This is a genomic window from Providencia sp. Je.9.19 (genome assembly GCF_051129765.1).
In the GTDB taxonomy this organism is placed as follows: Bacteria; Pseudomonadota; Gammaproteobacteria; order Enterobacterales; family Enterobacteriaceae; genus Providencia.
The window spans coordinates 391,274-403,025 of the sequence record NZ_JBCPSS010000003.1 but is presented as its reverse complement, the minus strand read 5'-3'; the positions used below and the strand labels follow the sequence as shown (position 1 = coordinate 403,025).

Annotated in this window: 25 protein-coding genes and 1 pseudogene; 4 read left to right on the top strand and 22 right to left on the bottom strand. The window is 39.3% G+C overall.

What is annotated here, in order from left to right:
- Positions 1-62 precede the first annotated feature (62 nt).
- Positions 63-1,250: a tyrosine-type recombinase/integrase gene (locus AAZR93_RS14580; RefSeq protein WP_434720235.1), complete on the top strand. Its 1,188-nt coding sequence runs from the start codon at positions 63-65 to the stop codon at positions 1,248-1,250.
- On the opposite strand, the gene AAZR93_RS14575 is transcribed toward AAZR93_RS14580, so the two are convergent.
- The 21 genes and pseudogenes from AAZR93_RS14575 to AAZR93_RS14475 all read right to left on the bottom strand — a co-directional run bounded on the left by AAZR93_RS14575 (position 1,237) and on the right by AAZR93_RS14475 (position 9,417).
- Positions 1,237-1,416, bottom strand: coding sequence for a helix-turn-helix transcriptional regulator (locus tag AAZR93_RS14575; RefSeq protein ID WP_434720234.1), 180 nt, complete (start codon positions 1,414-1,416; stop codon positions 1,237-1,239). The two genes, AAZR93_RS14580 and AAZR93_RS14575, sit on opposite strands and share 14 nt — an antisense overlap.
- Positions 1,409-1,645: a hypothetical protein gene (locus AAZR93_RS14570; protein ID WP_434720233.1), complete on the bottom strand. Its 237-nt coding sequence runs from the start codon at positions 1,643-1,645 to the stop codon at positions 1,409-1,411. The genes AAZR93_RS14575 and AAZR93_RS14570 overlap by 8 nt, the downstream gene beginning before the upstream one ends.
- Positions 1,646-1,652: 7 nt before the next feature.
- Entirely contained in the window at positions 1,653-2,198 is a 546-nt protein-coding gene (locus AAZR93_RS14565; RefSeq protein ID WP_434720232.1) for a phage N-6-adenine-methyltransferase, read from the bottom strand.
- Positions 2,188-2,406 (bottom strand): hypothetical protein, encoded by a 219-nt coding sequence (locus AAZR93_RS14560; protein WP_434720231.1) that lies wholly within the window; start codon positions 2,404-2,406, stop codon positions 2,188-2,190. The genes AAZR93_RS14565 and AAZR93_RS14560 overlap by 11 nt, the downstream gene beginning before the upstream one ends.
- Positions 2,366-2,572: a hypothetical protein gene (locus AAZR93_RS14555; protein WP_068445151.1), complete on the bottom strand. Its 207-nt coding sequence runs from the start codon at positions 2,570-2,572 to the stop codon at positions 2,366-2,368. The genes AAZR93_RS14560 and AAZR93_RS14555 overlap by 41 nt, the downstream gene beginning before the upstream one ends.
- On the bottom strand, positions 2,572-3,126 hold the full coding sequence (locus AAZR93_RS14550; protein WP_068445149.1) for a hypothetical protein: 555 nt from the start codon (positions 3,124-3,126) through the stop codon (positions 2,572-2,574). Before AAZR93_RS14550 ends, AAZR93_RS14555 begins: the two co-directional genes overlap by 1 nt.
- 143 nt (positions 3,127-3,269) lie before the next feature.
- Positions 3,270-3,548, bottom strand: coding sequence for a hypothetical protein (locus tag AAZR93_RS14545; protein ID WP_434720230.1), 279 nt, complete (start codon positions 3,546-3,548; stop codon positions 3,270-3,272).
- A 209-nt stretch (positions 3,549-3,757) separates the two neighbouring features.
- A pseudogene (locus tag AAZR93_RS14540) lies at positions 3,758-4,063 on the bottom strand (hypothetical protein); the annotation flags it as partial.
- Between the two features lie 29 nt (positions 4,064-4,092).
- Entirely contained in the window at positions 4,093-4,323 is a 231-nt protein-coding gene (locus AAZR93_RS14535) for a hypothetical protein (RefSeq protein ID WP_434720229.1), read from the bottom strand.
- Between the two features lie 40 nt (positions 4,324-4,363).
- Positions 4,364-4,657, bottom strand: coding sequence for a hypothetical protein (locus AAZR93_RS14530; protein ID WP_434720228.1), 294 nt, complete (start codon positions 4,655-4,657; stop codon positions 4,364-4,366).
- A gap of 35 nt (positions 4,658-4,692) precedes the next feature.
- On the bottom strand, positions 4,693-5,145 hold the full coding sequence (gene ssb, locus AAZR93_RS14525; protein ID WP_434720227.1) for a single-stranded DNA-binding protein: 453 nt from the start codon (positions 5,143-5,145) through the stop codon (positions 4,693-4,695).
- Positions 5,138-5,770: a YqaJ viral recombinase family protein gene (locus AAZR93_RS14520; protein WP_434720226.1), complete on the bottom strand. Its 633-nt coding sequence runs from the start codon at positions 5,768-5,770 to the stop codon at positions 5,138-5,140. The genes ssb and AAZR93_RS14520 overlap by 8 nt, the downstream gene beginning before the upstream one ends.
- A complete protein-coding gene (locus AAZR93_RS14515; RefSeq protein ID WP_434719506.1) occupies positions 5,748-6,272 on the bottom strand; it encodes a hypothetical protein in 525 nt (174 codons plus the stop codon). The genes AAZR93_RS14520 and AAZR93_RS14515 overlap by 23 nt, the downstream gene beginning before the upstream one ends.
- A complete protein-coding gene (locus AAZR93_RS14510; RefSeq protein ID WP_434720225.1) occupies positions 6,272-6,496 on the bottom strand; it encodes a hypothetical protein in 225 nt (74 codons plus the stop codon). Before AAZR93_RS14510 ends, AAZR93_RS14515 begins: the two co-directional genes overlap by 1 nt.
- Entirely contained in the window at positions 6,493-6,723 is a 231-nt protein-coding gene (locus tag AAZR93_RS14505) for a hypothetical protein (protein ID WP_434720224.1), read from the bottom strand. The genes AAZR93_RS14510 and AAZR93_RS14505 overlap by 4 nt, the downstream gene beginning before the upstream one ends.
- 3 nt (positions 6,724-6,726) lie before the next feature.
- Positions 6,727-6,915 (bottom strand): hypothetical protein, encoded by a 189-nt coding sequence (locus AAZR93_RS14500; protein ID WP_265495086.1) that lies wholly within the window; start codon positions 6,913-6,915, stop codon positions 6,727-6,729.
- Positions 6,916-7,139: 224 nt separating this feature from the next.
- Positions 7,140-7,565 (bottom strand): hypothetical protein, encoded by a 426-nt coding sequence (locus AAZR93_RS14495; protein WP_434720223.1) that lies wholly within the window; start codon positions 7,563-7,565, stop codon positions 7,140-7,142.
- 62 nt (positions 7,566-7,627) lie between these two features.
- Entirely contained in the window at positions 7,628-7,927 is a 300-nt protein-coding gene (locus tag AAZR93_RS14490) for a hypothetical protein (RefSeq protein ID WP_294104711.1), read from the bottom strand.
- A gap of 1 nt (position 7,928) precedes the next feature.
- Positions 7,929-8,291 (bottom strand): hypothetical protein, encoded by a 363-nt coding sequence (locus AAZR93_RS14485; RefSeq protein ID WP_434720222.1) that lies wholly within the window; start codon positions 8,289-8,291, stop codon positions 7,929-7,931.
- Between the two features lie 29 nt (positions 8,292-8,320).
- The gene (locus AAZR93_RS14480) at positions 8,321-8,590 is read right to left on the bottom strand and encodes a hypothetical protein (protein WP_434720221.1); all 270 of its coding nucleotides are present in this window, start codon (positions 8,588-8,590) and stop codon (positions 8,321-8,323) included.
- A 479-nt stretch (positions 8,591-9,069) separates the two neighbouring features.
- Positions 9,070-9,417 (bottom strand): helix-turn-helix transcriptional regulator, encoded by a 348-nt coding sequence (locus AAZR93_RS14475; protein ID WP_434720220.1) that lies wholly within the window; start codon positions 9,415-9,417, stop codon positions 9,070-9,072.
- 575 nt (positions 9,418-9,992) lie between these two features.
- Between AAZR93_RS14475 and AAZR93_RS14470 the strand changes: the two genes are divergently transcribed.
- Positions 9,993-10,190: a hypothetical protein gene (locus AAZR93_RS14470; RefSeq protein WP_434720219.1), complete on the top strand. Its 198-nt coding sequence runs from the start codon at positions 9,993-9,995 to the stop codon at positions 10,188-10,190.
- Positions 10,191-10,236: 46 nt separating this feature from the next.
- Here AAZR93_RS14470 and AAZR93_RS14465 read toward each other — a convergent pair whose 3' ends face one another.
- On the bottom strand, positions 10,237-10,926 hold the full coding sequence (locus AAZR93_RS14465) for an XRE family transcriptional regulator (protein WP_434720218.1): 690 nt from the start codon (positions 10,924-10,926) through the stop codon (positions 10,237-10,239).
- A 146-nt stretch (positions 10,927-11,072) separates the two neighbouring features.
- Between AAZR93_RS14465 and AAZR93_RS14460 the strand changes: the two genes are divergently transcribed.
- A complete protein-coding gene (locus AAZR93_RS14460) occupies positions 11,073-11,294 on the top strand; it encodes a transcriptional regulator (protein ID WP_434720217.1) in 222 nt (73 codons plus the stop codon).
- 105 nt (positions 11,295-11,399) lie between these two features.
- Entirely contained in the window at positions 11,400-11,747 is a 348-nt protein-coding gene (locus AAZR93_RS14455; protein WP_434720216.1) for a hypothetical protein, read from the top strand.
- The last annotated feature ends 5 nt before the right edge of the window (positions 11,748-11,752 follow it).

Below are 11,752 nucleotides of genomic sequence, written 5' to 3'. Positions count from 1 at the left end.
CATCCACGCAAAAACAGGACAACTTACAGGACAACTTAATCTTATCCTGAGGTTGTCCTGTCGTGGCTCTTACTGATACAAAGATAAAATCCCTCAAACCAAAAGACAAAGCGTATAACGTTGCTGACAGTGACGGTCTATATATTGAAGTTAGGCCAATCGGTAGTAAATTTTGGCGTTATAGGTTTTGGCTCTCATCAAAAGATGGTCGTTACACCATCGGCGAATATCCCTTCGTGTCATTATCAGAAGCAAGAAAAGAAAGAGACTGGGCTAAAGGCATTGCCAGAAACGGATTAAATCCAACTACTGAAAAAAAGAATCAGCAACATCAGGTCGAACTTGAAAGCAAAAATACGTTTACGTTTATTGCTGAAGAGTGGATGCAAAAAAAATCCATAACTTGGAAAGAGGCGACAAAAAAGCAGGTTAGAGAATATTTAGAGCGTGATTGCTTTCCTGCATTTGGTCATAAGCCAATTAAGGAAGTCACACCTAATGATATCTTGCTTGTTATGAAAAGTATGGAGAATAGAGGTTCTGCGTCAACATCTCTAAAGGTTCGTCAGTGGTGCTCATCTATATTTTGCTATGCAGCCTCTACACTAAGAGCTGAAAGTGATCCGGCTGCTTTATTAAAAGGTGCAATTATTACACCTAATACCACTCACTCAAAAAACATCAATAATGAAAATCTAAAAAAGTATTTTGATAATCTAAATAGGAGCAGAGTCTATTTACAAACTAAGTCAGCATTATTTTTATTGCCATTCTTATTTGTTCGGCAAGCTGAGTTAAGAAATGCAACTTGGGATGAGTTCGACCTAGATAATAATTTATGGGTGATAAAAAAAGAACGGATGAAAATGGGTAGGCCGCACAGTGTACCTTTGACTGATAACATTACAAAAGAGTTTGTTAAGCTCAAGGTAGCTTTTGGGGATAATATAAATAACTTAGTTTTTCCTAGTATTGTTAATAGCAAAAAATCACTTAGTTACACAACGTTAAATAGGGCGATCACTTATCTTGGTTTTGGGTCAGGAGAGTTGACGTGCCACGACTTCAGGGCGACAGCTTCGACACGTCTATATGAGGCAGGGTATAGAACCGAGGTGATAGAAAAGCAATTGGCGCACGCAGAACAGAATAGAACTATTGCCGCGTACAACCATGCAGAATATTTAGAAGATAGAAGGAAGATGATGGAGTTTTGGGAGTCTGAATTACTGTCGATCATTGGTGAGTGAATTTAGTGTTAAGCCACTGAATAACTTGCTCGGCAGGCCACCTAGAGGATGAGCCATTTTTAACTTGTCTTGGGAACCTGCCGTTTTTAATCTCCCTGTAGATATATGATTTTTTATATCCGGTTAGCTCTTCAACTCCACTCATATCTAAATATCTATTATCCATTGCAAGACTCCTTGTCTATCTGTTTTGCTGTATATGATAAAAATGAAACGGGGTAATATTTCTTTAATTGCTCACTTGTCATTAATTGCTTAAATTTATCTAGGTGTTTATTTAAAACGCTAATTTCTATTTCAGAGGTTAGTTTTTCTTTTTTCATTATATCCAGTAATTCATTCCTGCATTCCCTTGCTATCTTCCTGCGTCCATTCTCCATTTCTTGTGGTGTCATAGGCCACCTATGCTATTTTCCATTCATTTAATATTTGATTACCGATATTCATTAATTCATTTCTATTAACAGCGTTAATTATCTTGCGAGAATTTATATAAGGTCTCCATATTAATAACATTGAGCCTTTATTATTCCCGTTAACCTTTTTATTTGTTCCGGCATTAATAAAAGATATTCGACCTCCTGTAATTAATCTCACTTCATCAACTGTTTCCAATGCAGAATTAAGCCAGCCTACTGATGTATCATTAGGAATTAACATAACAACAGGCTGTAATTGCTTTTTACATTGCTCAGCGGCTTTATTAATCCACGGCTGAATTTCGCTATAAGGGGGATTCACCCAAATAGCCCCATAACTTTCCCAGTCACAATTTAATGAATCGTCTTTTTCGGTGATGTAATGAGCACAAAGGTGGTTATTTTTATCGGCGGCGGCATCTAAGTAGAAACCGAATTCAGCGTCCAATGCTGTAAATAAAGGTAGGGGAGTTTGCCATCTATCACGCAATTCCTTTGGTGTGCGGCTACCTCCGTAGTCAGTTTTCATCCTTGCTATCACTTATATCAAATGGCAGTCCATCAGCTTCCATTGGCTTTATGTTAGTAAACGTACATGGGATAATTACACCGCCGAACTCTTGAGCAAACATCAATGCTTGCTTTGCTTGAAGAGAGATATATTGTCTTGGCAATGCTATTTGATATGTAACGCCATCAATTAATACCAGCGTTGCCATTGCTTGAACTTGTTTCATTGATTAACTCCAATTCATCAGGTTGATAATAATCTACAAATCCCTCATCGTTTTCTATACAGATAGAGGTTGTATCAATGCCTATAATTACGCATGGTTCATTTGGCGCAATCCAGTTTGAATCATCGACAGTAGGAGTAACTTTATCGCCGACTTTAAATTTCATTATTCATCACCAACGTATTTAATTTTACCATCCATCATTGCGTCAATTATTGTTCGCAATTCCCAGCACCAATAAGCAGACTCGACATATATTGATAATTTGCCGTAGTCGTGTTGTTTGCGCTTAATAAATCGCTCAGCCGCTTCTTTGGTTAGATGTGAATTTACTGTTCTGTAATCCCATTTCCAGTAGTAAATATATGAGTCGTCAGTAACATCAATGATTGCGTTGGCTTTATCGTAGTCGCTTAGCATATCCCATGACCAACCGGTATATTCCTCAGCCTGAGCGAGTACTTTACTTTCTACATCCTTATCTAACTCACTAAAGGCATCATTAACGTCATCGTAGTATTCACCTTCACAACAAATACCCACGTTATCATCATCGCTGCCAGTGACGGTTACTTTCTCTCTTACGGTGAATATGGGGTAAGCAGTTGCATGGTAATTAACTCCTTCACCTTGATTGTGATATTTAAGACGCTCAATAAAGTTATTCCATGTTCCGTTATTTAATTTGTCACCATCGGCTAATGATTTAATTTCGCTCATCTGAATACTTCTCCACATTTAATCTCAACATCGCGCACCTGCATTATCTGCATAGCACGGCTCTCGCATTCTTGCTCAGATACAGGCACAGCAGAACCCTGTATTAGCATGAGTAATACATATCCGATTATTTGCATTGTTATTTAATCTAATTTATAGAGTGGGATATTTATTTTTTCAGTTCTTTCTTCATTAAGATGGGTATATCCATATTCCTTGATATTATCAAAACTGCTTTCCATTATATAACCAACAGGCTCTAAGTTATTAATTAAACTCTCGCGTGATGCTTGCCATGCTTCCCATGCTGTTCTGGTGACAATGTAGAAATAATTACCGCGCTTGTCTCTTATTAATTGGTCTAAATGGTTGTTCTGATTTACGCTGAACCAAGCTTCAAATTGCTGCCTTGATTTATCCATCACTCCACCTTTTTAAATTCAATTACCCACACCCATTCGTTATTTCTCCAACTACTAATGCCATATATCGATGACCATAATTCTTTGTATGCATTTTTTGCGGTTATATATGGCTGATTGCTGTTTGGAATATAAAATCCCACTAACCAGTTGCCTTCATTTCCATAACGACCAGCTTTTATTCCTTCAGCTATCGCATCGCTAGGTTATATTTCTTGAATCTGTTGCAACCAAACATCAGTAATCTCAATTTTCCCTTTGATATTACCTTCCTTGTCAGCAGCGCTGATGATGTCGCCAATCTCACCATATGGGCAATCAACATCAACAAAACCATGCCTCCATGCTGCACATACTTGCTCTGATAGTGTGTAACCTTCCTGCCATGCGCCAAGCTTGCGTAACTCTTCCTCGGTTACTTTTGGCTGTGGCTCAATCGGTCTACGTGTCTGCGTTTTTCTACCATCCATGACAGCTGCTAACATTGCATCGTTAAACTTGATTCTGTCTTTCATATTCATTCCTCTTATTGCATCCCTGCGAGTTAAATTACCGCAATGACCTCTGGTAGTTTTCTGCCTGTTAACTTTTCTGCATCTTGCATAAAATCATTAGCTTGCTCTACCATTCCAATTCCAAAATCATATTTATGAACTGCTTTAAGCATTACGAATGCCCCAGCAAATAATACTTCTTTCAACTTCGCGTTTTCTTCTTTCAGTTGACTTATCTGCGTAGCTAATTCAATTTTTTGTATCTTCTGCTCAATAGTCATATCTATCTCCTGTTTGCATCCTTGCAAATATATCCTTTGGTTAATTTTTAGATTTTAATTCATTAATTTCATTTTCAAGATCTATTATTTTTAACGATAGCCCAACAATCATTCTCAGCGTGAAGTCACCGTAAGCGGGCGCATTAAGTTGAATGTTATGTCCGCAAATATCTGCATTTTGCTTCTTTAATACAACATCATTGCCATCAAAATCTTTACCCAATAATATCCTTAGTTCTGGGTCAGTGATTTTTTTATTTGCTTTTAATATGAATGACTCGCCATTCCAGCTTTCAAGCTCTGATGAGCTGTATAAAGCAACTTTATTATTCATGGTTATATCCTTTGGTTAAATCACATAGGGAAGGGTTAGAAGGGTGGCTCATCATCAAGTGGTGGCGGTTCGTTATAGTTTGGTGCTTGTTGCTTATTTGATTGCTGTGGCTTCGGGCTTCCTGCCTGATTGTTGCTGCCGTTGCTGCCTAGCATTTGCATCGTGCCGCCGACATTCACAACAACTTCCGTTGTGTATCGGTCTTGACCGCTTTGGTCTTGCCATTTACGCGTTTGCAGAGAACCTTCGATATAAATTTGTGAGCCTTTTTTCAGGTATTCACCTGCAATTTCAGCTAACTTTCCGAAAATACATACCCGATGCCATTCGGTTTTCTCGCGCATTTCTCCTGATTGCTTATCACGCCACGATTCCGATGTAGCTAGTGTGAGATTGGCTACTGTGCCACCGTTAGGCATGTAGCGCATTTCTACATCTTGACCCAAATTCCCAATGAGAATTACCTTATTTACTCCGCGACTAGCCATTTAACACTACCTCCTGAGTAGTTTTAATTAATTCTAAAAACTGATTTCTACGTTCCTGTAGTTGTGAAATTTCATCCTGAAAATCATCCTTGTTCAGTCTGTGAATTATTAATTGCTTACCCTCTGGAAAATCAGCACAGTAGCTAACAAAGTCTACCCAATCCATTTGAGTACAATCTAAGTGACTAATTAGTTGCCATTTATAAGATGGGTCAAAGCTGTTTCTGGTTAGAGTGGCATAATGAACTGAAGCGATTACTGACTTAATCTCAATAATGCCTTTTGAATTTTCGACGATACCGTCAGGGCTATCACCATAATCACCACAGTCAAAGAACCCTCCATTTAAAACATATGAAAATGTAGTATCTTCATACAGCATCCTTGCTATAGGCTCTTGTTCGTGACCGCGTTCCATGTGTTTATTTGAATAATTATATTCAGCTTTAGCGCCAGTTATCCTTTCCAGCGCTATTTGTAGAGCATATTTTTTTGCAGGGTCTCCAAATGCCTTGCCAAAATTAGCCATGAATAGCGGAGCGTTTGAGGATGTTACTTTTCCTACCCGTAACGATTCCCAATCATCAGAGTTTTGTTCAACATCATGAAATATTGGCTTCATCATTACACTCCGAAATTAGTTTTTTCTCGTTTTCGGGCGATATGCTTAAACGGGCAGTAACAGCATTCAGATGTCCATCTCTCTTGTATGCTTCTTTAGCGCTATTCCAAGCCTTTTCCATGTTCGGTGTTAGTTCCTGAACTAAGACTTTAGGTGCGTTAGGAGATATCCTTAACCCCTCCATAACTTCACGACCAAACTTTACGTTAGTATCAACATAAACAGTGACGCGCTGATTACACCAATCTTCAATGAATGGTGATCCAGTTAGGCGACGAAGCATTTTTGAGTTTGTGGCATTAAGTATCATTGGCTTTAATGCTTCGCCTGGTCTAAGTTCTTTCTCTGCAAAATAAGCGGTATTAAATAAATCTTTTGTTTTTTTAGTTTTATCACCTTCCAAAACAACGCGAACTATCGTTAAATCAACTCTATCAACGATGTCAGCACTGCTTAAATAAGGGGAATCAAACGCTTTTCTATAATGGGTTTTTTGAGCTTCCATTATTGCCTCCGTATTTCATTTCTTATGTTTTTTGCGGCGTTAAAGGCTCCATCCCAAATGCCTGCAAGTTGAGATTCAGTTAGTGACTGAATTATTGTTGGTGACGCATTCGTTACAGAATCCCATATAGCCAGAGCCATTTCGGTAGTTAGCTCATCATCCTGATTTGCTAGGTGCTCACGGTCTGGAATGGTGACGAAATTTTCATATTCTGAAATTCTCATGCTGCGTCCTTGCCTTTCTTCTCGATTGCCATTTGAATGAGTTCATCTAGTGTTCCCTTACTAGCTGCAAACTCAACGGCACCTTCAAGAGGGCTTTCCATTGCCCCAAATATCGCGTTAGTGTCACCTGTTAATGACTTTAGTTCGTAGCTTTCCATAGTTATCGAAAGGTTTTTATAAAAGCTCACTGCGGGCTTGTAGCCATCGGTTAGGATATTTACTGACATAAGTCACCTCGCGAATAAGGGAAGAGCAACAAAGAACATCACAACGATTACAGCGAAATAGAGTTTCCAGCTTGGCTCGTCATCTGCTGTTTTACGCTTACTAATTCTTGATGCTCGAATGGCTTGCGGCTTGCTTGGCTTAACCATGAATCCATCTCGCATTGCACGGTTATATTTCTGATTTGTATGCATGATTAGTCCTCACGTATCGATTGATAGCGATTGCTTGTTCTGTTTAAATGATTAAATTCTGATTTGTTTATAAGGTGTTATTTATGGAAGCTTCATTTATTGCGATTCAACTTCTCGAACAATTATTCCCTACGCATCCTTTTACGTTAGCTGAAGGAGTGGGGAAGGCGGTTTCTATTATTATGTTTATGCATTAGTTCTGGTGTTGGTGCGGTGGGTGTTACTTAATCCGTGTAGGCTATATATTTAAATATTCCATTTCCGAAGTGTTCAAATCTACCGCCAAACGTGCCAATGACCGATTTCCTAACTTCTTCTATATCCATCCCTTCTGGATAAACACCTTCTTTAATCATTGAACAACCCGAGTGCGTTTCGCTGTGGTAATCCAGCTTTGTCGGGTCTAGTTTTCTGCGTTCCCTTGGGCGATAAATTTCCGTAGCTTTGCTTGCACTGACGGAATAGTCATTAATGATTTCGTCTTCTGACTCTTCCCACCCGCACGTTTCGCAGTATCCGCTGGGCTCTGTACATGCGCCGCAAGGGGCACTTAAATGACAAGAGCAATTATTAACTGGATGCTGCTCTATGGTTCCTTGGCACCCATCACGCAAACAGGTGTCTCCTTCGCAATATCCGAAGTTACTCATAATTAATTCCTTATGTGCGTATTCCTCACTATTAATAGCGATATGAATGATTAAGTGGTGGGTTACTGCTGACCGAGGGCTTTTGCGATTGCTATGCGAGCTTTTTCCATTGATGATTCGTAGCTGTCATTCCAGCCTTGCTTGCGACCATTGCGTTGCATTTCAATCAATGCCTCTAATAACTCTGGTGCTGCTGCAATTAGATTGGCGTTGGCTTCTTGTACAGATTCACTTTCAGGCCAATTAGTAGACCAGATTTCAACCCAGCTGTTATTTTCGCACCCATGAACTGTAGCGATTTGCCCAGTATGGGTATTATTCCTATCCGTTAGCCACGGCGCTGGCGTGTGCTTAAATTTCATATCACCCCCTAGCCTTTAACATTGCATCTGCCATTTGGTAGGCGCATGCCGCAACATCTTCGTCGTCGCCTTCATAATAACCATCCTCTTTTGCTTTCCATGCTATAGGAAGTGCTGCCATAGCGAACTTGTCTCGCAATGTCGCATCACTCGCCATTAACTCAGGCTCCTTGCCATCTGGACGCCACAGCAAATCATAGTCTCCGTTATCATCAAAGCTGGTTACTTGGTATTTCCAGCGGTGACCTTCATATTCGAAGGTTTCATTTGAACAAGAATGGTGGCGTCTATCCTTCGGGAATCTTGCATTCATGTACTCACCGTGCTCTGGCGAGTTTTTATATACTTTCAGTGTTATTGTCATACTCCCTCCGTTATTAACTAAACACGATGCTAGTAATCTTCTGGATAAAGCATTTCCTGTAATTCTTCAGGCGTTGGCTTTTTCCAGTTCGTTATCTTTCCTGTTTCAATGTCGATATCCAGCATCAGATAATCACCGTAGTGGTCACCGGGGAAAAAGTTAGGAACATAGTAGCTATAGTTTTCTACTTTATTCCCGTTAGCATCAAGAATGTCACAGTTAAAACTGTCAGAAACTTTAATGCAGGTTCTTAGCGTCTTAATGTCAACTTTCGCCTTTGTATTTACTTCGATTTCCATCTCTATCTCCTATCTATTAATCAACGTGCCGCCCAAGGCCGTTAACCCGACCGTCATTTGGGGTGCGTACTTTTTGAATTAAGTAGTCACATGCTTTTAGTTTTCTTTGTGATATAAATTGCTCACACTCTGCGACACTAGTTGCCCCAAGCAATAAAACTCGACTGGGGTCGTTTCTGTATATAATCCGATACATGCTGATACTCCTATTAATCAACTCACCACAGCCCATAGAATAAGCTCTGGTTAGTTGCCTAGATATCGCTCTAGGCTGCGGGTCTCACAGACCATGGCACCTGCATATTTAATTTATTTAGATAAGTTAAATTTAATCACTACATAAATCCTCCGATTCAAACGGTTCTTTTCGTAAAGACGTGACCGATTTAACGCCTATGTTTATTGTCGTGCTGTCAAAAAGTTATCTCACCACAGCCCACCTTGATGGACTGTAATTAGTTAACTTTTTATAATTGCTATTACTTGATAGTCTTGCTTTTTGCCCACTCACGTATTTCCCTTGCATCAAACATGACTTTGCCGCCGAAGAAAATCACAGCTTTAGGTAGCTCGTCTCGCTTTCGCATCCTTCTTACTGAAACATCTGATAAACCTAAGAAGTCTGCTGTGTCTTTTAAATTCGCATAACCTTCAACTGGATATGGTTTATTTTTTTCTTCCTTACGTCTGCGATGTCTATCCTGATATGCCTTCTTTACGCATTCTTTGCAGTGATCTGCTAAGCCATCATGATTTGACTTATTTTTATGAAATAGACCAACTTCCTTTATCTTGTCGCATTTGCTGCAATATTTTACTTTTTCCATATCACCCTCGTGCCGTAACACTTCCATCACTCATAATCGGCTTGCGTAGCCGTGGTTGCTTGTGTGTGTCTGGTGCTGATTTGACCCTCTTCAACTCAACGATTATCTGCGCCATAACATCGAATGAATTAACCTTCCGTGATTCTTCTTTGCGCTGTTCCATGCGCTTATCTTTCCTGCGTAATTTGTAACGCTGTCTTGAGTTCATAGTAAAATCCTCAGTTAGTTAACTTTGGTGATTGGTGGTAGCGCACTCATCTACCATTTACGCTTAGCGGAGCGATGACCAATCCCAAAGCTAACTTCACTTTGGCCTCCCGTTTGCAAGGAGGAAGCTAAATTATTAAAGAGCCAGAAGACTGTATTTCATGTTGCTTGCCTTCGATGGATATAAATATAGCCAAAGATATTATCCTTGTAAATAGCTTTGGATATATAAATTATAGGTAAAGTTATATTTAGTTGTTTTTGAAAGGTATTTATTTTAAAAAAATATTATTAATGTGATAAAAACAACACGAAATGAACAAATATCGGGATAGATTGTCGAAATTTAAAACTAAACGGGGGGATTTATGATCTTAAATGAAGAAAAAATAGGCCAGACAGTGACAGAGGTCGGTTGTGCAGTATTCAGACTACTGGAAAATACCGACACTATAACCAAAGAAATGATTATTGATGAGCTGGAGCGATATAGGAAGGAAGTTACTAACACGCTACATAAAGGCGCTTTGCGTGATGCGGCAGAGGTGGTTCGGAGTATTAAATAATAGAAGTTAAACCCTCAAGTTAGAGGGTTTATTGTAACCTTTTATTTTAATAAGCCATAACAGACCAATTAAATATGCGTCCTATGATTTTAACATCATGAGGATCTGCTTCTTCGTCTGGAAAATCGACAGTGTTATAGCTTTTGATAATTAACTTGCCCGGCTGACGGTACAGCATTTTTATTCTAAGTAAGCCATCTTGCTCTATAAAATAGATTCCGCCATCAACTATGCGGTGATCTGCTTGGTTAACAAAAACAGTTGATCCATTTGGTATAACAGGAGACATGCTATCACCATGAACAGGAAATGAAGCAACATCTTTTGCTGATATATTGTATCGTCTTAAAGTTGATTTAGAGAATCTGAGCTTATAGCCATTATTGTCATCACCGCCATTACTTCCATTACCTGCGGCAAGCTCTATACTTTTGTAATAAGGCACTTCCACCTCATCATCCCCTAATGGTGTTTTGCTATCCCATACATCAACTTCCCTTGATTTTATTGAATCAATAGGTGTGCCATCTTTTATTTTTACATTGTCACCTGAAATAAAGTCAGGCTGCACTCCTTCGCCTGTAGTGAGCCATACAGGGTCAATTCTCAGCGCTTTTGCTATTTCTACAGCTTTTCTCGAACTCTGAGCTTTACCAGATGTTAGCTTCCATACGCTAGGTTGCGCCATACCAACTGCTTCCCCAAGTTCTGCTTGAGTGAAGCCCCTCATTTTCATGGCTAAGTTTAGCCGTTCAGTAAACGTTGTATTTTTCATACTTAAATTATATAGCCTCGGATATATAGCAACAAACAGCTAAAGCTATTTACTTTTAAAATATCCTTAGCTATTATTGTCTATATTCCAACAGCCGAGGTTATTTTATGAGAAATAAATTAATTGATAAGGCTATTGGCATGGTTGGAAGCCAACAAAAATTGGCTGACATATGTAACGTAAAACAACCTTCAGTCTGGGACTGGTTACATGGAAAGAAAAAACCATCTGCCATTAGCGCAAAACGCATTGAGCTAGCTACCAACGGAACTATCAAAGCTAAGCAACTGCGCCCTGATTTACATGAATTATTTGGTGATAACGTTTAATTCATTAGCTCTTTAACATTTCATCCGCTCTCCTTGCAAACGGGAGAAAACTTAACTCACAGGATCGTGAGCAACGGACTAACTACGTCAAAAGGAATTTAACAAATGGACTACGCAAAAACTATAAACATCACATGTAAGCCTGAAATTCTCGAAAGTTACTTTTTTAAGAGAATGCTAGACGAAGGGAATAAAACGTTCGCTAGTGAAATGGGAATACATCCAACAGCATCAAGCCGAGAAAAGAATCGGATATTCAAACTAGCTTGTAAGGCAATAGCTCATTACGGGCTACCTGCTGAGGCTGTATCAATGCCTGAGAAGTCTAGAAGAGTAGTGATTGAAGGTGACTATGCAGAAAGGTTAATTCAGGTTCTGGAAGGGAAAGGAAAGATTAAAAGAAAAGCCCCAACTGCTGGAACAGATGAGGCTCAGATCAAACTAGACATCTAACTATC